Annotated in this window: 17 protein-coding genes; 7 read left to right on the top strand and 10 right to left on the bottom strand. The window is 59.1% G+C overall.

The genetic code is table 11. The annotated features are described in order from the left end of the window. The first annotated feature begins 77 nt into the window (after positions 1-77). The 4 genes from C936_RS0111345 (at position 78) to C936_RS14755 (ending at position 5,037) form a co-directional block, all read left to right on the top strand. Positions 78-1,466 (top strand): DUF6513 domain-containing protein, encoded by a 1,389-nt coding sequence (locus C936_RS0111345; RefSeq protein WP_231362969.1) that lies wholly within the window; start codon positions 78-80, stop codon positions 1,464-1,466. A 187-nt stretch (positions 1,467-1,653) separates the two neighbouring features. After that, a complete protein-coding gene (locus C936_RS0111355; RefSeq protein ID WP_231362968.1) occupies positions 1,654-2,817 on the top strand; it encodes a hypothetical protein in 1,164 nt (387 codons plus the stop codon). Next, complete coding sequence (locus C936_RS0111360) at positions 2,811-4,445, top strand: formylmethanofuran dehydrogenase subunit A (protein WP_018174260.1); 1,635 nt, start codon at positions 2,811-2,813, stop codon at positions 4,443-4,445. Before C936_RS0111355 ends, C936_RS0111360 begins: the two co-directional genes overlap by 7 nt. Positions 4,446-4,455: 10 nt before the next feature. After that, positions 4,456-5,037, top strand: a complete 582-nt coding sequence (locus tag C936_RS14755) for a DUF447 domain-containing protein (protein ID WP_038038750.1) — start codon at positions 4,456-4,458, stop codon at positions 5,035-5,037. 61 nt (positions 5,038-5,098) lie between these two features. On the opposite strand, the gene C936_RS15210 is transcribed toward C936_RS14755, so the two are convergent. The 8 genes from C936_RS15210 to mch all read right to left on the bottom strand — a co-directional run bounded on the left by C936_RS15210 (position 5,099) and on the right by mch (position 12,880). Next, positions 5,099-5,818 carry a hypothetical protein gene (locus C936_RS15210; protein ID WP_369699446.1) on the bottom strand — a complete coding sequence of 240 codons (720 nt, stop codon included), beginning with the start codon at positions 5,816-5,818 and terminating at the stop codon, positions 5,099-5,101. Next, the gene (gene pabB / locus C936_RS14335; RefSeq protein WP_038038748.1) at positions 5,703-7,091 is read right to left on the bottom strand and encodes an aminodeoxychorismate synthase component I; all 1,389 of its coding nucleotides are present in this window, start codon (positions 7,089-7,091) and stop codon (positions 5,703-5,705) included. Before pabB ends, C936_RS15210 begins: the two co-directional genes overlap by 116 nt. A gap of 2 nt (positions 7,092-7,093) precedes the next feature. Next, the gene (locus C936_RS0111385) at positions 7,094-8,143 is read right to left on the bottom strand and encodes a hydantoinase/oxoprolinase family protein (RefSeq protein WP_018174255.1); all 1,050 of its coding nucleotides are present in this window, start codon (positions 8,141-8,143) and stop codon (positions 7,094-7,096) included. Continuing rightward, positions 8,133-9,119, bottom strand: a complete 987-nt coding sequence (locus C936_RS0111390) for an ATP-grasp domain-containing protein (protein ID WP_018174254.1) — start codon at positions 9,117-9,119, stop codon at positions 8,133-8,135. The genes C936_RS0111385 and C936_RS0111390 overlap by 11 nt, the downstream gene beginning before the upstream one ends. 376 nt (positions 9,120-9,495) lie before the next feature. Next, the gene (gene fae / locus C936_RS0111395) at positions 9,496-10,005 is read right to left on the bottom strand and encodes a formaldehyde-activating enzyme (RefSeq protein ID WP_026278841.1); all 510 of its coding nucleotides are present in this window, start codon (positions 10,003-10,005) and stop codon (positions 9,496-9,498) included. 45 nt (positions 10,006-10,050) lie between these two features. Beyond that, a complete protein-coding gene (locus tag C936_RS14760) occupies positions 10,051-10,962 on the bottom strand; it encodes a triphosphoribosyl-dephospho-CoA synthase (RefSeq protein ID WP_018995331.1) in 912 nt (303 codons plus the stop codon). Beyond that, positions 10,959-11,852: a RimK family alpha-L-glutamate ligase gene (locus C936_RS0111400; protein ID WP_038038774.1), complete on the bottom strand. Its 894-nt coding sequence runs from the start codon at positions 11,850-11,852 to the stop codon at positions 10,959-10,961. Before C936_RS0111400 ends, C936_RS14760 begins: the two co-directional genes overlap by 4 nt. Before the next feature lie 20 nt (positions 11,853-11,872). Beyond that, positions 11,873-12,880: a methenyltetrahydromethanopterin cyclohydrolase gene (mch, locus tag C936_RS14765; protein WP_081616866.1), complete on the bottom strand. Its 1,008-nt coding sequence runs from the start codon at positions 12,878-12,880 to the stop codon at positions 11,873-11,875. Between the two features lie 564 nt (positions 12,881-13,444). Between mch and fhcD the strand changes: the two genes are divergently transcribed. The 3 genes from fhcD (at position 13,445) to C936_RS0111425 (ending at position 17,012) form a co-directional block, all read left to right on the top strand. Then, positions 13,445-14,341, top strand: coding sequence for a formylmethanofuran--tetrahydromethanopterin N-formyltransferase (fhcD, locus tag C936_RS0111415; RefSeq protein ID WP_018174249.1), 897 nt, complete (start codon positions 13,445-13,447; stop codon positions 14,339-14,341). Next, positions 14,338-15,153 (top strand): formylmethanofuran dehydrogenase subunit C, encoded by an 816-nt coding sequence (locus C936_RS0111420; RefSeq protein WP_018174248.1) that lies wholly within the window; start codon positions 14,338-14,340, stop codon positions 15,151-15,153. The genes fhcD and C936_RS0111420 overlap by 4 nt, the downstream gene beginning before the upstream one ends. A gap of 617 nt (positions 15,154-15,770) precedes the next feature. Beyond that, entirely contained in the window at positions 15,771-17,012 is a 1,242-nt protein-coding gene (locus C936_RS0111425; RefSeq protein WP_018174247.1) for an OmpP1/FadL family transporter, read from the top strand. Positions 17,013-18,366: 1,354 nt separating this feature from the next. Here the strand turns inward: C936_RS0111425 and C936_RS0111430 are convergent. After that, positions 18,367-19,659 (bottom strand): NAD(P)/FAD-dependent oxidoreductase, encoded by a 1,293-nt coding sequence (locus C936_RS0111430; RefSeq protein ID WP_018862909.1) that lies wholly within the window; start codon positions 19,657-19,659, stop codon positions 18,367-18,369. 14 nt (positions 19,660-19,673) lie between these two features. After that, on the bottom strand, positions 19,674-19,764 hold a 91-nt coding region (locus C936_RS14340), incomplete at its 5' end, for a hypothetical protein (RefSeq protein ID WP_038044201.1).

The following is a 19,764-nucleotide window of genomic DNA, read 5'->3' on the forward strand; positions in this document are numbered from 1 at the left end:
TCTGCAGAACCTTGGCATGAATCTTGATCCGCCATGTTGCAGTGCATGCACGGATCCAATCACCAGAGGCAATCGACTTGACGAAGGAACATGTCCTCTTCGTAACTGGCAACCTAGCCGCGCCGGCCTTGCGGCAGGTTCTCGAACAGATGAGTCCGGACGCATTCACCTGGGAAGTCCGGTCTCTTGGTGTAAAAGTTGCCGCTCTGTTGACTGGAGACCTGATCCGCAGGCGCCTATCGGATACCGGACAGGCTAACCGAGTGATCCTGCCAGGACTATGTCGCGGTGACCTCGAGGCCCTGAAGGACCATTACGGTGTACCATTCCAACGCGGTCCCGAAGAATTGATGGACCTGCCGGAATGGTTTGGCCTAGAGGGAAAACCGGTCGACCTCAGCCAACACTCGGTGAAGATCTTTGCCGAGATCACTGACGCTCCGCTACTCGATCTCGATTCTCTATCGGAGCGCGCCCATGCCTTCCGTGAGGATGGTGCCGACGTTATCGACCTCGGCTGTCTACCCGACACCCCCTTTCCGTTACTAGCGTCGGCCGTACGTCGACTCAAGGCCGAAGGCTTCTTGGTTAGCGTGGACTCAATAGACTCACAAGATCTACTGACCGGCGGTTTGGCAGGCGCAGACTTCCTGCTGAGCCTGACCGAGAAGACTCTCTGGATCTCGGAGGAAGTGGAGGCAACGCCAATCTTGATTCCAACTCAGCCCGGCGATCTGGATTCTCTAATTCGCTCCTATGAAGCGTTACGAGCTCGAGGGCGGGACTGCATTCTGGATCCGGTCCTTGACCCTATTCACTTCGGCTTCACGGACTCACTGGTCCGATATCACGAACTTCGCAAGCGCCTCCCGGATGTGGCCATGATGATGGGTACTGGAAACCTTTCGGAACTAACCGAGGCAGACACAACCGGCATCCACGCACTACTGAGCGGCGTGATGTCCGAGCTGCAAATTGGAAGCCTTTTGACTACGGAGGTCAGCCCCCACTGCCGCTCCGCAGTCAGAGAGCTCGACCTGTGCCGACGTGTCATGTTTCGCGCCAGGGAACACAACCGGCTCCCCAAGAAGCTCAGTGAGGGGCTGGCTTGTGTGCACGAACGCAAGCCGTTCCCCTATGGCGTAGATGAAGTCCGAGAAGCTGCGGGCCAGGTCAAGGATGCCAACTTCCGCATCAAGGTCACCGGCAACGGTATCCACATCTATAACCGGGATCGGTTCCTGACGTCTACTGATCCCTTTCTACTGTTTCCGGATCTGGACGTGGAACGGGATGGAGGCCATGCCTTCTACCTTGGCGTGGAACTCGCGCGCGCCGAGATCGCACACCAGCTTGGAAAGCGCTATACACAGGATCAGCCTCTACGCTGGGGCTGCACCGTGAAGCGACCGGAGGAAGACCTCACACGCTACACCCCGCCCGCACCTACGAAGCGGCGCCCCTGAATGGCCTCGAACTTGCAGGGATTCCGGCATGGTGGCCGATAACAAGAATTTTCAGGATTCATCCCCGCTCAAGCCGTGCACGCACAACCACGCCGTGCGTCTGGTGTGCCCCTTCTGTGGACTTGCGTGTGACGATCTGTCACCTCCGCGTGACACAGCCGAGGCGCCCTTCGCTCAGGACTGCTCAGTGGCCACCGAAGGTTATCAAGCGGCCATACAGGCCCCGCACGCTCTCCAACCGCGACTGCACGGAAAATCCGTAGCACTCGACGAAGCGTTGGATCACGCCGCCAACCGCTTGCGTCAGTCTCGACTGCCATTGTTTGCCGGCTTGATCGGCGATCTTCCCGAAAGCCGTGCACTTTGGCGTCTCGCCGACCGTTGCGGCGCTACGGTCGACCACGCCGGCGCTGATGCTCTAAGCCGGATGTATTCGGTAGCCCAGATGCAGGGACTGATAACCACCACCCTCGGCGAGGCACGTAACCGTGCCGACTTGTGGCTGTTCATCGGAGACGGGATATTCCGCCGCCAGCCACGAATCTCTGAACGACTGTTATCGCCGAAACAGCGCCTGCACACCAAGGCCAAATCAAATGTGGTTGTGTTGGGTTCCGGTTCACGCAGCAATATGTTGCCCAATGGGATGGAGTATGTGGATCTCGACTCATGCTCTATCGCGGATTTTGTGGGCAGCATTCGCGCGACGCTGCAAGGCTGGGAGCTCGGAGCGGTTGCACACCCCAAGACTCAGGGAATCGCCGCCCAAGTTAAGCAAGCACAGTATCTTGTTGTCGCAATGGATCCCGCAGACCTGAGTGGCTCTCGAGGTGACGGCCTCCTCGATCTTGATCTTCTGGGGATCGCCCGTTTAATACGCCAGATCAACGAATCCGGGCGCGCAGCGCTGCTGCCGATGGGTGCCGGGGATGGACTGTCCAGCTGCCAGCAGGCGGGGCTCTGGCATAACGGCTTTGGCTTGAGGACGGGACATCACTACAACGGCCCGCATTTCGATCCGCACGGGCATGACACGGCACGCATGCTGCAGGAGGGAGGCACGGACCTCCTGCTGTGGCACGCCAGCCTGCGCCCAATTCCGCCCCCGGAAACCGGATTGCCCTCACTGGTCTTTGGGCACCCGGGGTTAACATTCGTCCAGGAGCCAGAGCTGTTTGTGCCGCTCACCGTGCCGGGCATCCACCGTACCGGGCAGATCCATCGTGGTGACGGCATCACAGTGCTGCCACTACCCGCCCTGTTTGCTCGTACAGAGAGCGACCTCGCAGCAGGTCCCAGCGTCTATGCCGACCTGCTGACCCGGATCATGGAGGAGAGTGCCGAATGCTGACGCGACTGACTGGTGCCCGAGTATTCGACCCCGTGAACAAGCTTAACGGGAGCGTAAGAGATGTCTGGGTGCGTGACGGACACATCTGCGAGGCCCCGGAAGACCCTCAGGCGGCGGATCACACGATCCACCTGAACCAGAAGGTCCTGATGGCCGGAGCCATCGACATCCATAGCCACATTGCAGGGGGCAACGTCAACAATGCGCGCGTACTGCTGCCGGAACAGCATATCGCGGGTCAACCGCGCTACGCGGACTATCCCTTCATGAATGCGCGTTGGTCAGCCTTTGACGTGGGCTACCGCTACGCGGAAATGGGCTTCACCACTGTAGTCGAACCTGCAGTGCTACCGCTCAACGCCGCACAGGCGCACGCCGAACTCGCGGACATACCGATTATCGATAAGGCAGGTCTTGCGATCGTGGGCAACGATGATTTCCTGCTGCGGATGTTACGTGACGGCGCTGAACAGGAACGGATCAACGACTACATCGCCTGGGTGCTCCATGCGACTCGGTGTCTCGGTGTAAAAGTAATCAATGCCGGAGGCGCGACCTCGTTCAAGTTCAACCACAGACAGCTCTCCCTGGACGAAGAAGTGCCCATGTACGGAATGACCTCGCGGGATATCCTGCAGGCGGTGCAGCGCGCCGTGGTAGCACTGGGTATCCCTCATCCGGTCCATGTGCATTGCAACAACCTTGGTGTCGCGGGCAACGTGGCCACGGCTGAGGCCACAATGGAGGCCGCCGGGGGGCTGCCCATGCACCTTGCCCATATTCAGTTTTACGGGTACGGAAACGAGGGCAAGCGCGGATTCTCCAGCGGCGCGCCGCGTCTTATCGACGCCTTGAACCGGCACCCGAACGTCACGATCGATGTAGGGCAGGTCCTTTTTGGCCAAACAGTAACCATCTCTGGAGACGTACTGCGCCAGTTCGATGCGCGCGGGATCGCCAGTCCCGCCAAATGGACGGTATGGGAGGCTGAAGACGGCGGCGGCGGTGTCGTACCGTTTCGCTATCGAGAAGCCAACTTCGTCAACTCGATGCAGTGGGCGATCGGGCTGGAGATATTCCTGCTCGTTGATGACCCATCACGTGTCTTCTTTACAACCGATCACCCGAACGGTGCCCCGTTCACGGCGTACCCGGACCTATTCCGCCTCCTGATGGACCGGGACTATCGTGCCGAATGCCTGCAGCGGGTTCATCCTGCGGCAGTGGAACAAACCCTGCTCCGCCACATTTCGCGGGAATACAGCTTAGCCGACATTGCCCTGATGACCAGGGCGGCGCCAGCCAGACTCCTCGGCCTTCCGGATCGAGGTCACCTCACGCCGGGGGCAGTCGCGGATATCGCTGTGTATCATGACAATACAGATCGGGCCGCCATGTTCCGTCACGCCCATCTCGTAATGAAGGATGGAATCGTCGTTGTCCAGGACGGACAGGTCACTAATGCCACCCAGGGCCGAACCCATGCGGTTGCACCTCCTTTCGATCCAGGCATCGAAGGCCCCTTGAAAACCTACTTTGACCGCTTTCATCTGTGTCGAATGGAACACTACGGCCTTCTCCATCCCGCCATTTCCGATGGCCTGGGTATGCAACTCGAACTACATTGAGACTAACGCCATGAACCTACCGGTACGCGAAATCATCATCGTGACCGAGAACGCCGACGGTGCCCCGCACATTGCCCCTATGGGCGTGCGGGACCGGGACGCCCATGTAGTGGTGGCACCATTCCGTCCTTCAACGACACTGGAAAATCTACTTCAAACCGGGCGTGCAGTAATCAGCTGTACGGATGACGTCAGGGTTTTTGCCGGCTGTCTGTCAGGACGTCGTGACTGGCCTCTGGAGCCTGTTTCGGGAGGGTTTCGCCTGCGCGATGCACTTGCGCACGAGTCACTGGAACTCTCGACGATGGAAGAAGACGCTATTCGTCCCCGGCTCATCTGCACGGTAGCCGAGGTTGTGCAACATCGTCCTTTTCGCGGATTCAACAGAGCTCAGGCAGCAGTTCTTGAACTGGCCATTCTCGCGAGCCGGCTCGACCGTCTAAGCCCGGAAAAGATCACCCGGGAGATGGAGTATCTTCAGATCGCAATGGACAAGACCGCAGGACCGCACGAGACAGAGGCATGGCAGTGGCTGGAAGCAAAGGTGAACGCCGTTCTTCGGCCTGAGCAACCATCAAGTTTCGGTACCTGAAAGCCGCCCTCTCGGCAGGATTCGGATCCTCTACCCGGTCAAATCCGCATCAGTACGTCCTTCAATTGCAGGCCTTGATCCTGTAGCCGCACCCGGACCACCCGCTACGCCACCCATCAAACTTGCCTGAACGATCCCGATGCAAAAGTGCAATCGGGCACCCTGCTTGCGGGCCATATCGCAGAAAAGCCCGATCCAGCAGGCCCTCCTCGACCAGGTTCATCAGACTGCCGTCCTCCGTGTCAGGCTCCTTCGACTTTACCAGAAGAAGCCCATGCGCCCGGAGCCGTCCGGCAAGCCACGCGGAAAGACTGTCAGAGGTGACATCCCACGACTGCTCCACTGAAGAATCCGCCAGGACGTCACGGCTTGGTATCCAGACTCGTACTGCCCGCTCCACCCGACCCGTGTCCGGCATTTCCTGCAGCGACTCCAGTGGGCTCACACCGGGGTGCAGGGCACAAATGGTCTCGGCGAATACATCCATTGCCCGCAGCGCGAGTGCATGAGCCCGTCCATCGTCGAAAAGCCACGTCTGTTGCAACCGCCGCACTTCATCGGCAAAAGGACCTCCGCCTGGCACAACGACAACCGGATCTGGACAGTTCACCAGTTCCGACAACCAGGCGTGCAGGCTCGCATCGTGTGCCAGACTGCCGCCAAGCTTAACCACCCACACGTATGCGCCCCGAATGCCGAAGCACCGAAAGCATGGCGGTCGCCTTGTCCAGCGTTTCCTGGAACTCGGCCGCCTCGGTGGAATCGAAAACGATCCCCCCACCGGCCCAGCAGCGAATTTCCCCTTGGTTGTAGATCATGGTTCGAATCGCAATGTTGACGTCCATCTGTCCCTCGTAACCAATGTAGCCAATGGAGCCGCAGTACAGTCCGCGGCGCTGCGGCTCCAGCTCCTCGATAATCTGCATCGCTCGAATCTTGGGCGCACCGGTGATTGAGCCGCCCGGGAAACAGGCTCGCAAGAGGCCGATGGCATCCTGGTCATCATTAAGCTTCCCGGTAACAGTGCTAACGAGATGGTGGACGTTGGAAAACCCCTCAACGGCGAACAGCGACGGAACGCGAACCGACCCTGCTTGACACACACGACCCAGGTCGTTGCGCAGGAGGTCAACAATCATCAGGTTTTCCGCGCGGTCCTTTTCGCTTTGTGATAACTCCCGAGCCCACTCGCTGTCAGCTTCGGGGGAGCTTCCGCGCGGACGGGTACCCTTGATAGGACGGGTTTCAACTACACCCGCAGTGACTTGAAGGAAGCGCTCCGGAGAAACACTGAGTATCTGGGCATAGGGTGTATTGAGAAAAGCGGAAAAAGGTGCCGGGCTGCGTTCGCGAAGCACCGTATAGGCCCCCCAGCCATCCCCGCGTGCAGGGGCCGAGAATCGTTGGGCCAGATTGACCTGATAACAGTCTCCATCCCTTATGTATGCATGCACACGGGCAAACGCGTCGGAATAGCCTTTTGCGTCGAAATTGCTCGTGACGGGCCCGATCACGCGGAACGGGTCCCTGTTGATCCGAGGCTTCGAAGCACTAAAGCGGTGTAGCAGCCGCCACCATTGGCGGTGTGTTGTCCGTTCTCGCCCGTGCGACACCAGCCAACTCCGGTGTTCTTGATGATCAACGACCAGTGCCCAGTCGTAGATACCAACAGCCATTTCTGGCAGTGCCTCATCGTCCCGAGCGTGAGCAGGAAGCTGTTCGATGCGACGTGCGAGGTCGTAGCTGAACCACCCGACTGCTCCGCCACCGAAAGGCAGGCTCACCCGATCGGACTCACGATCTCCCATCTGCTCCCGGAGCAGTGTGAACGGGTCCGCGCGTGACCGCCGAAGTTTTCCCCCGCGGGTACGGATCTCGGTAAATCCTCCCTTGGTCACTAACGTAGTACCGGGGTCGGATGTGAGAATATCGTAGCGGCCCGCCTCAGATCCCGGGCGCCCGCTGTCGAGAAATACAGCCCACGGATCACTGGCCATCCCATCAAAGACGCGCGAAGTGTCCGGCTGATAGGGCACCTCACTCAGAAGATGCATGGCTAGGCCTCCTCGCGCATAAGATATGCGACGGCAACCGCCGGGCCCATATCGGCTGCCAGGCTAGTCTTGAAATCCGCCTTCCTCAGATCGTCCAGCGGATCACAAACGTCATAGTCCATCCCAAGACGCCGAGCCACGCGCTCGACGAGAAAGCGCCCAATTCCCGCCCCCAGCAAGGGCGTGTCGGCACTGATGCCACGGGAGATCTGCAATTGGCAAGCACACGTCAGTCTATGAACCTGGCACTCGGCCAAATAATCCGCAATAGCTTTCCACATGGCACTTGACCCATTGGACGCATCGGTTCCCAGCATACGGGCCAGTCTGGCTTCACTCTTGGCCAGCGTCTTGTCACGTCCGTCAGCCGTCATGCCCAGATCCGAGTCCTCCGGCAGGTCACCACTAAGGCGATACACGTCCGCAGCCGTCGCGAAATGCTCCGCAACCAGGTCAACCCAGACCCCTCGAAACGGGACTGCTGTAGCCATTTTCATAACGGGGGTTCGCACAACGCCGCTGTATATAAGTTCACCAAGCGCGAGCCGCGTATGATCATTCGTGCCACAAGCATAGACCCGGCCGTCCTGGATCCAGACGAGGTCCGTCGTCGTGCTTCCCACATCGACCAGCAAGCCTCTGGGATAGCAACGAGCGGCCAGAGTAGCTGTCGCATGCCAATTGGCCGAAGCAACGGATTCAAATGCCTGTATCGCCGAGCCAGGCTCCATAAACCCGAGGGCGCCTCCATAAACGCCCACAGAATGTTGCGGAAAACAGTCGGAGAACAAATTGAGCAACGTCCGGACCCCTTCGGCCCGATCCGTGAAGATGTCCGCAAGCTCACCGGTCATGGTAACGGCGTGCCGAACGCCCTGAAGCCCGTAGGTGGTTCTGGCCTCGTGAAAGGACTCGACCAACGCGTCAGTCCCCTTCCAGAGGGGTGTAGACAAGGTCCGAGCCGCACACAGGCGCCCATTGGCATCCAGCATAGCCACCTTCAGATGGGCGCCGCCAATGTCCCACCCCACATATCGAACCTCAGACGGCATCAAGCGTCCCCACTTCCACGTCGACTGGATCCGTCTGCCCAATGGAAAAGTGCGGCGGTTCTGCCTGTGTCAGCTGATCCAGCACCAGGGCTGCTACATTGCATGACAACGATTTGCTCAGGCCCACATACGACAGGGTTAACCTGGGGTTTACTTCGAGTACCACGGGCCCTTCCGTCGTGATGATGAGATCCACGCCTACGAAACCATTCAACCCTGGTAAGGCTGCCACCACCGCCTGCGCCAGCGCATCCACCGTATCGGCAGCCCCGTTCAGGCCGTTTACCACGCAACCCAGGAGAGAAAACCGATTGTCCACCAAGACGACGCGCTGACGATTACGTCCCAAAACCCATACCATGCCGGCGTGCACAAGTAGCGACAGACTGGCTGCCTGCCCAGAAACATAGGGCTGTAACACCCAATCGTCGTCGCCGTAGGGCAGATGCTCCAATGATCTGACGAAACAGGTATTTCTACACCCCTCTCCCCGATCCGGCTTCAGGACCCAGGCCTCTCCCGAAGGCTTCGATAACTGCCCCGGCTTCCATGTATCAATTACAGGTATGCCTCGGGCGCGCAACTGAGTCGCCGTTGCAGACTTGCTCGCAGCAATGGCTACCGTGTCCTCTCGGGTGTTCAGAAGTATCCTCTTCGCTCCTGATACGGAGCGGCATACCTCTTCCAGAATACCGCCGGTCTCGGGCGCGATCGGCCACACAGCATCCGAACGATGGACGCAATATTCCCAAACATCCATATGTTCGCTGGAACTGGACACCCAGTAGGTTTTCACGGAGGGGGACAATACGGGTAGACGGGTGTCACGGGATACAAGAACCTCGACCCCCGGGCAGGCAACCAGATCGCTTACCAGCGCCTGCAGCATCAAGTTGCCTTCCCGCACCAGACCGGGGGGCAGATGTTGGCCGGCAAAACCACCTCCGGTGACAAATTCGTAGACGAACACCCGCATGCTTGCCTCTTCTGGCAGACCATCAATGTCGCTGCCAAGGACCGAATTACGAGCTCCCGTGAGGTACTGCGGTGTCGGCACCACGGATCACTCAAAGTGACAAGGCGATCACTGCATGGCGGTTTGGGTCACGGGGAAGTGATGCGCGAACGCACCACAAGACACCATGGACGATCGTCAAGCGTGCCGACGGCTCCGAAACCAGCCCTGCCCTAGAAATTTTCCGAACAATGCATACCTCTCTGCTTTCCGAGCGCCTCGGTATCGCAATCCCACCGGCCCCGACTCGCTGGGGTACCGTCAAGCTGGGCTCTCTCGGAAACGAATAATCTGTAAGATCCAGCCCCCGCCCGAAGGCGGGAGCCAGAATTACCGGTCACGCGTGAGCCGCGAATGGATGCTCTTGCGACTTGCCCTGCAGCGTTTCGGCAGGTTGGGGATCACCAGCAATGGCACGCTTGATGGCCTCCTTCACGGCGGTGTAATTGTTGTCCTGGATCTTGGCGTCATCGGCCGCTTCCCAGTGAATAAACACCCCGACGCAGATGAATACGTCGTTGGCTTCACTTTCCGGGATCGTGCCGTCTTCCAGGCTGTCCGCCACAGCCATCGCAACCCCACGCTGAGCCGGGCCAAACATCTGAACGGCCTGCGTCGCTCCCTTGATAGTGACCTTATTGAACATCATTGTGTGCGGCTTGCAGGCGAGGTTCGGTGTAATAACCGCCAACAGGCTGGTAAACCCGTCCTTGTTGTTGACAAGGCCATTGCAGAACGCAGTTTCCGCTGCCGAACCGCGTGGACCCATAATGAGGTCGATGTGAGCGACTTCATTTCCATCGCCGGTCAGATATTCACCTATCATCGTCTTATTGATTACAGCCATCTTCATAGTCTCCTCACAGCCCATCCGGACCGCTGAAAGCCAGGTTCACACGACTCCTTGCAGGAAGCCGATGGAACCTGAGGTTGCGCCGGGGTGTGTCCCGACAGAAAGAGCCCGGCTATCGCGTAACCGGGCCAAGCAATGCCCGGCAACGACAAAGTCTGCAGTCGTCCCGGGGTTGATACCGGCGCTCTTCAAGCAACCATCCATACGCTCTAGTTCGCGATGCACGGATGCCCGATTGTCTGAATTCAGAAAGAATTGGCGCATCGATCTCGCTTGATCACGCAACTCTTGAGCTGCTCGAACTCCGTTACGCCGGCACACATGCGTGTCCGGCTGATCAGCCAGCAGATATAAATAAAGGTCCGTGGTCGCCCATCGGAGGTCGCCCCCCCAGCGCTCCAGGGCTGCATCCAGCGTTGGAAGCACTCGATCCCAGAGGCCCTCGAAGCCATTCGCGTATTCACTAGCGATCTGGTCCCAGGAAGCGGCGTGAGTCATCGCCGTGTGCAGGTCCACCGTAGGATCCGCCGCAACATCATGAGCAGGGCTCGCACCCAGTCCACCGGGGGCGGCAAGCCTGATGGCCTGATAGACCTTCTCGGTGTCGTCAACGGTGGTTTGCCGCAGTACATCGGCAACGGTGGTTCGAAAGGAACCACCTGCATGGTTGAGCGCTGCCTGAGCAAGGGGAGCGCACAGCAGGATGATTCCCAGATTGGTATTACAGCGCACCGTTCTCTTGGTGGCTGCCACAGCTCCGTATATCCGCTGCCCGAGTTGAATACCCGGACCCGCAAGCACTGGTGCGCTGACTTGTGCACTGGCCTTGAAGGCCGCGGCCTCCATGTGGTGCCCGGGTGCGCAATGGGAGACGTTCCCTGGCTTCAGAGCCTCCACGTCGAGATAGCAGGCCCTGATATAGGCTGCTTGAACCTGAGCTGGCGTGATCATGAGGCCAGCTCGCCGAGACCAGTCCCGTTGCAATGACGAAGGAAATCGTCCGCAAGCAGTTCCGCCACATCAATTCCTGTGGCCGCCTGCAGCCCTCGCCAGGCGGGAATGCCATTCACTTCGAGCACCCACCAGCGGCCATGCAGATCGCACAGCATGTCCACTCCCGCATAGTTCATACCCAGACAGGCGGCCGCGTCCTCGGCCTTCGCCGAAACAAGGGGGTCCACCACGCCGACGTGACATTCCCCACCCCGTGCCGAGTTGGTAAGCCATCCGTCGCTGGAGCGCCGGATAACCGCGACGGTATGCTCCCCAATGACGAAAATGCGCCAATCCGAGCTGCCGGCGGTTTGCGATTGAATGAACCGCTGGAGATACCAGACCCCCTGCACCTGATCCGCGGTTGGCAGTTCATCCCGGGTACCAATCCGGACGATCCCTTTGCCCTGAGCGCCGAAGAGGGGTTTGCATACGACAGGGTGACCGGCCGCGAGCTCTTGCTCCACAAAAGCAATCGCATCCTCCCGATTGCTGGTAACCCGAGTTGGTGGTACCGACAGGCCTGCTCCGGCGAGAAGAAAGCTCGTGAGTGCCTTGTCCACGGACCGCTCGATGACTCGTGCATCGTTGTAGACCGTGACGCCCTCCGCCTGAAGCGCGTGCAAAATATTCAGCCGGAGGATGACTTCCTCGAGAGTCCCCGCCGGGATTCCCCGCACAAACACCCCGTCGGGGTGCCCCTCCGGGAATCCGGGAAGTACGATTCCGCGATGCATCCCGTCCATATCCAGGGTGCAACGGCCAAGGGGAACCACCCGTGTCTCGTATCCGCGCGCTCTGAATGCAGACTCGAGGCGTGCGCCGTGCCAGCCCGGATCATCGGTCATCAATGCGATCACGCCACGAATCACACGCTGATCCCCAGAGAACGGCCCAGCAAGGCGAGGTTCACGGCGCCCATCCGGAAGCTCCTGCCAGACTGCAGCACGCTCACAATCACGTCAGCGGGACTGAAGAGCATCGGATCAATCTGGAAAAAGTCGTAGTCGTAGTCCTTGAACACTTCTGCGAAGGGACGCCCAAAATCTCGCGAAGCCGCACTGGGCAGGCGCTCACAAAGTGATTCCGCGTCGGCGTCCTTACCATCAACAAAAAGGTGAACTTGGCCCGCGAACAGAATCGCGTCGTTGGTACGCCCCATGGCGGTCAGAAAATCTGGCGCTGGCGCGGGTATCGGGGCACACCCAAATCCATCAATGATGTGTGCTACAGGAAAGCCGAGGGTATGAGCCTTGTGCAAGGCTACTTCGAGCACCCGCGCGACGATCTGAACGGTCCCGGCAAGGCTTCTCGTCGGCGTCAGGATCAAGGTGAGATGTTCCGGCTGGACTCCGCAGTCCGCAGCGATTTTTGCGGTCAGCTCGGATGGCGGTGGTCGATCCACTTCCATGACCAGACACGCCCTACTGGCACGATCCATGATGCCAAGTTCCGCAAACAGAGCTTCCTTGCGGGCCAGCACCCGCCCGGGTCCCGAACCCAGTGCGGAAAAAGCTCCCTTGCCCGAGCCATGGGAGAGACCCCAGCCAGCGTACTGGCTACCCAGACAGGCAATCACCGGTGAGACGCTATGCACGTGCACATACAGGGGCCAGCCGGAGGTGCCTCCGGTACCCGACATACTCACTTTGCCCAGCCCACCCATGCAGATCTCGGCAATTCGCCGACCTGCTTCCAGACCACCTTGAACTTCGATCCCGGCATCGACGATTCGCACATGCGCCTTATCGCGCGAAACCCCCAGACGGAGCATCACGGCGTCATCTACCAGTGCGTCTACGAGGACTCCAGCGCGTTCATTGAGATCCAGTAGAGCGTACGAAGCATCGGTTTCAGGCTGGCTTGTGCTTTTCATCGAAATACAACTCGCAAAAGATCTGTAGGGTTCTTGATTCGACTCCCCTGGCCGTCCGGCAAAGAGATCTGCAGCACTGGGTTTCACCGGGCACCGCAACGGGCTGTGTGCAACTTCCGTGCCCGCTCGACCGGGCTTCACTACGACACTTGCTTGAGGCCGTCCTGGCGAGACGATAGCCACAGCGTTACTCCGGCCCACTTTGTGTCACCGCAGACGCCGCGGTTCTCCAGAGGGAACTCGCAAATCAACACCCTACAAAGCCGTCGACCCGACCGGTGATAACGGTAGAGGGACGGGTAAACGTTCCCCGCCGGCTATGGGTCTGTGTCCATCACCGGCATCGCCCATCGAGGATCTCTGGTGCCCTCCCGTTCTCACACCTGCCCCACTGCGACGTCGTTGTCACAATGTGTCACTGTGGCCCTGCTTCCGAGGCACACACGCGACCGCACCCAGTCGAAAAACCACGTGTGCAGACAACATGAAGACAAACGGCACGACTTCTGCATGTCTGGAAACAAACACGATCAATCTAGCCAGCAGAAGAATCCCCGAAGCCACGTGGAACACAACGGCATACTCATTGAAGACACCTTCGCGGAGGCCTTTGGTATGAAGGCCACCCGGATCTTGATTACGGCAATCAGCCTGCGTTGGGCACACCAGGCTGCCGAAACCATGACCGGCTTTGCGACCTCGGTAATCGGCTGCGGCGTTGAGGCTGGAATCGAGTCCGTCACGCCCCCGTCAGAGACACCCGATGGCCGGCCCGGGATATCAGTGCTGATATTCGGGATGTCCGGCAAAGACCTTGCCAAGCACCTCGAGCGCCGTGTAGGGCAGTGTGTACTGACCTGTCCCACTACCGCAGTATTTGCCGGAGTCGCGGGCGATGAACCCATTCCATTGGGCCAGAACCTGCGCTATTTCGGCGATGGGCATCAAATCAGCAAGTTGTTTGGTTCTCGACGATTCTGGCGGATACCTGTGATGGACGGCGAGTTTCTCGCCGAGGAAAGCACATCAAAAACCTCCGCTGTCGGTGGCGGTAATTTTCTTGTGATCGGCCGCTCGGTCGATGCCGCGCTGGAGGCCTGCGAAGCAGCCGTGAAAGCTATGCGCGAGCTCCGCAACGTCGTACTTCCTTTCCCTGGGGGAATCGTCCGTTCGGGTTCCAAAGTGGGCAGCAAGTATCCAAACCTGATGGCCTCTACCAACGACGCCTTCTGCCCGACCCTGCGGGCCAGCGGAAATTCTGCGCTGAATGCCGACGACTCCGCCGTACTCGAGATCGTCGTCAACGGGCTCACTCCGGGCGACGTCGCCAACGCAATGCGCGTCGGAATCGACGCGGCATGCGCAGGGGGGAAGGATGGAGGGATCCATCGGATCTCAGCAGGAAACTACGGAGGCAAACTTGGCCAATTCCACTTTCACCTGCGTGAGATTCTCGCATGAGCGCGCTGGTTCTTGAACAACGCGTCGCCACTCCCCAGCGACTGGACATGAGTCCAATGCATGAACTCTTTCATGAGCGGAGCTCCGTCGATGCGGCCCAACGCCTGACGTTACGATGCGGCCGAGATCCAATACAGCTTGGGGACGTCTTTGACGTTACGCGAGGTCACGGGGACAAGATCGTCATCAAAACCAGTGCCAACAATCTGGATCGCGTAGGCGCCGGAATGAGCCAGGGCGAGCTTATCGTGGAAGGCGATGTCGGGCACCACACCGGGGCCCAGATGACCGGTGGGCGGATCAACATCCTGGGCCACGCCGGTGATTTTACGGCAAGCGCCCTGCATGGAGGTCGCATCGAGATCACAGGCGACTGCGGAGCCGGCCTGGGCGCGCCAGCGCCTGGGTTGGTACAGGGCATGTCAGGGGGTTTCGTTCACGTACGCGGCAACTGCGCCCCGCGAGCGGGCGAAAGGCAACGTCGGGGCATCATCTTGGTGGAGGGCAACGCGGGCTCCGAGCTGGGGGCCGGCATGATTGCCGGAACCCTGATCGTCCTCGGCGAAACCGGTGACCACCCTGGCCGGGAGATGCGCCGCGGAACGTTGCTGTTGGACCACATGCCGAAATCCTTGCCCGTTACTTTCACTGACAACGGAATACAGCCCCTGGGATTTCTCGCCGTCTTATGCAACGAATTGGAACGCCTTCAGGTCTTGCCCGCGACCTGGACCCAGCGGAAACTTTCTACCCGACGCTTTATCGGAGACCTAGCGTGTTCCGGTAAAGGCGAGGTACTTGTCTGGACCTAGTCCCCAGAGCATCGCACCGGTCCTATTATCATTAACTAACCGCCCCACCCCTCTCCCTTCGCCCACCGGAATCCACTCGTCCCTATCCGGTCACGTGCCCGACAAGCCGACCCTTTAGAGAAACCGCTCTACAGAAGTTCCCCTTGCGCCCAGCATCAAGCAGTCACTTCGACCCGAAAATTGAGCTCGACGGCCTCTCATAACCCACGCGATCCACATTCCAAGGCTTTCGCAGATATTCCGGCAGTCTGCACGTTCATGATCACCTAGCTAGAAAAAACCCGATAGTCCGTTAAACCATTACTACCCACGTTACCGCCATGAATACAGGTGATCTTACGTACAAAACGCGTATCGGCACCTGTAACACCACAGTATTTCATAGGCTAACATCCTAAACGGGCCTGAGTTACTTCCCACACAAGATGTATCGTCAGTTCGACGTTCATGACGCATGACGGTGCTGAGCGTCTCACCAATCCAATGGGCGCCTCTGTTTTGTCGCTATGGTTACGAGCGTTGAAAACCATTCGGGCCCGTCAGGATAGCTCTTGGATCCAGTGGCAACATGAAAACTACTACAGCTACACAAGGCGATCAAAAAGGGAGGAATCAAAATGCAAAAAAAATATTCACTGGCTCTGCTCGCCGCCGGCTTGGCCCTTGGCGCCAACTCAGCACATGCGGGGCCCCATGGATATGACCTTCACAACACCTTGGCACCGGCCAGTGCCGGCCTGGCGGGAACCAGTATCGCGACCCCGCAAGACAACGTGTCCGCATTGTTCGGCAACCCCGCGACCCTTGCTAAGTTTCCCGGAACCGAGTTCACACTTGGCGTAAGCTTCTATCAACCCGAGGCACGACTGCGCCACGACGGAAGCGTGACTGGAGAGGCCTTCAGCGCCCGGTCCGACCAGGGTATCTACCCAATACCACAGATTGCGGTTACCCACGATTTTGAGGACCGTGGACTCCCTGTTACGGCCGGTCTCGGCCTTACCGCGACCTCTGGCATCGGGGCGGATTTCAAGGGCGAGCCCGCCAGTGGCGGAACCAGCGCGCAATTCCTTGTGCTCGGCGTAAATGCGGGCTTGGGCTATCGCGTAACAGAAAACTTTAATCTGGGTGCGGCCGCAACCGTCAGCTACGCCCAATTGGATTTGGGCCTCCAGAATACAGTCCCACCGGGCGAAGACTTTGCTTTTGGTTCCGCAGGTAATACCAATGACATTGGATTTCGTGCGACCCTTGGGGCCACGTACGATTTCGGCGATACCACGGTGGGTGGTTTCTATCAAACCAAGCAACGTCACAGATTCAGCAATCTCGTCGTGGATGGAACTGGCGAATTTCAAAACGTGACCATCGAGCAGCCCGCCAACGTCGGTGTTGGCATCAGCAATAATTCGCTGATGGATGGCGATCTTCTCCTCATGGCAGATGTCTTGTACAAGGACTGGAGCAGCACTCGCTTTTGGGGTGATGTTTATGATGACCAGTGGGCATTTTCCGTCGGCGCACAGCTGACTCGAAATAACATCAAGTACCGCTTGGGTTACGGATATGCGGAAGATCCTACTCGCTCCACCGTCTCGGGACTGGGTAATCTCGCAATCCCGGTTAACGGAATTGAGTATCTACAGGCCGCCCAGGCGCAGGTCATCTACAAGCACCGTTTGACGGCGGGCCTTGGTGTGGAAGACTTTCTCACTCCAGGCCTAAATCTCGACCTGTCGGCCGGTTGGCAATTCAAGGAAGACCGGGATTACGGGACGGGCACCCTGTCCGGAGGTGGCCACACCAACGCTGAGGTGTATTCCTGGCACGTGGGATTCGGATTGACCTGGCAGTTCTGACCGTCTCGTGGGTTACGCAGTGGCAGCTACGATGACGAGGGTAGCGACTTGTCGGCCGGCTTGGCTCAAAAGGACATTGGCCAGCCGGCTTTTTCGACCTTTTCTCATGATCCCGTTCGGGTGGAGCGTACGCAGAGCACACCCATACCACCCCCTCTTAGAGTTTCACGTGGCTTGCCTGATCTGCAGTCGATCGGGCATTTTCCGACAACACCAAACCAACGAGTGAGTCATGCCCGATACACAAAGACCCACCGATTCCATTCTGCGCCGGCACTTCGACGCGGCTAATCAACCTGACTGGGCCTCGGAGCCTCCGCAGGAATCCACCCTGATCCGGCACCACGAGCAAATGCGCTCAGTTTGGGAGCATGATGTCGAGCACGGGACCTCTTCGGCCTCGCACACCGACTCGAATCCCGGTGATAACACTCATCCGCTCGCGATCCATCTTGCCCGGCAGCCCGCCGCGCCGACCCATGCCACTAGCCCATCACCCCGCAGTAGGAGCTCCACGGAGACAAAGGTGGTTCCTCCGGAAGACTCTACGCTCAAGCGGCATTTTGCCCAGCTCAATGACGTCACATTTGCGGAGCACCCACTCGCCACTCACCTGCGCATGTCTGCGGCAATAGCCTCGGCAAAGCACACTGAGGCACCGTCATCACCGGTGGCCAGCGGACAACCTCACGTCGCTTCAACAACTGGGTCCGAACAAGGGACGAAGCAGGCAAAAGCCGCGGCCAACGACGCAGGAGGGGCCTCAAAGCCGCAGCGTCAGGCGTCGCCTTCCTCCGAACCTACTACAGGGGGCTGGGTAGCGCGCTTGCTTCGCCGGATTTTCGGCGGGTGATAACACATAGTCCAACACTGGGAGCGACACCGCCAGCTGTGAAACCGACTATGGTCCGGTTACCCAACGTCGGTCCGTCAACGTTCACGAAAGGTTTGATGGACCTGACAGTCCCTGACCACCCTTGCCGTGCGGTCACGCACGCAACACGAAAAACGAAGTCTAGTCCGCCGGAGTTGGCCCGGCTTGAGACCTGCCGTTCAAGCATGTGGTGACAGCCGCACTACAGGAGTCTTTCAAAGGTTTGGAATCAGACCCCATTGCAAGGTTAGCCGCCCATATCCCCCGGTCTGTGTGGTCTCCCGCTAAGACATTTCTAAACGAGTAGAAGTAACCACCACCTGCTACATGGCGCGCCTTGTCTCGAAAAACCTGGGGCGCCGACGCGAGTATGTACATTGATCTGTGTACCCCGGCCTCTCACTACAAAACACTGGCCAGAGCCCCTTGCCCTGGCCAGCCACACCAACTTACTTATTTTGTTGCATTAAGGAACTGAAATCAGCCCCAGATATCCTTCGTGATGCCAGCGTACCAAGCCCGAGTGTTTTCGGCTTCGCGCTTCCTGAAATCCGCGCTTTCGCCGGAAGGACTCACACCCCCTGCCCCTTCCACACCGGCCTGTGCGCCGTCCTTGTACTGATACACAGCGGCAACACTGATCCCGTGATCCGGTGTCACCAGGCTGTAGCAGGTGTTGACCGACGAGGGATCCAGCGGCTCCTGATCCATCAACTCGCGCACGATCGCCGCGGCAACGATCTTGCCCTGGGTGTTGGCCGAGTGGCCGGATTTCGGCATGGCACCCGCCACACTCGAATCCCCCATGACATAGATGTTGTCGTCCATCTCCGACTTGAAGGTCCTTTGATCGACCGGGACCCAGCCCTCGTCGTTGGTCAGGCCGACATCGTGAACGATCTTGGCCGCACGCTGATGCGGGATGAAGTTCATCACATCCGCCTTCACCCGTTCGAAGCCCTCTTCGGTGCGGGCCATCTTCTCACCGACATCGATCTCTTCGACCCGACCGCCGTCGGAAGCGCCGCGCCACTCGATCATGTCGCCGTAGTGCTCTGCCCAGCCTTCCTCGAACAGGCCCTGCTTGGAGAAGTTGTCCTTGGCGTCGAGCACGATGATCTTGGATTTGGGCTTTTCCTGCTTGAAGTAATGCGCGATCAGCGAGATACGCTCATACGGCCCGGGCGGGCAGCGGAACGGGTTTGGTGGGGCGACCATCACGAACACGCCGCCATCCGGCATGTCGGTCAGTTGCGAACGCAAGATGCGGGTCTGCTCCCCGGCCTTCCAGGCGTGGGGGATCGCCTCGGCGTCGTCTTCGGAAATCCCTTCGACCGCGTCATAGCGAAAGTCGATACCCGGCGACATCACCAGCTTGTCGTACTTGACCTCGTCGCCCCCGGCCAGATGCACACGACGCTTGTCCGCATCCACAGCCGTCACCGAGTCCGCGACGACCTTCACACCGTGCCGATCACGCATGGCGTCGTAGGTCTGGGCAATGTTATCCATGTCCTCGAAGCCGCCGATCACCCAGTTGCTGCCGTAACAGGTGTGGTAGGTCGAGTTGGGCTCGATCAGTGTCACGTCCAGCCCCGGAGAAAACGTCTTCAGGTACTTGGCGGCCGTAGCCCCACCCGAACCGCCGCCGACCACGACGATACGTGCGCCATTGGAATAACCACCGGCGATCGCGCCACTGACCCCTGTGACGGAAGCCAGACTCGTAATGCCGAACGCCTGCAAGAAGCGGCGTCGATTGAACTGTTGCATGATGGACCCCCTGTTCAGAATCGGGCGAAGTACGACGCCATGGCGTCGATTTCTTCGTCGGTGTAACCCTTGGCGTGACGATCCATGATCGTCGCGTCACGATCG

Source organism: Thioalkalivibrio sp. ALJ4 (assembly GCF_000377225.1).
Taxonomy (GTDB): Bacteria; Pseudomonadota; Gammaproteobacteria; order Ectothiorhodospirales; family Ectothiorhodospiraceae; genus Thioalkalivibrio.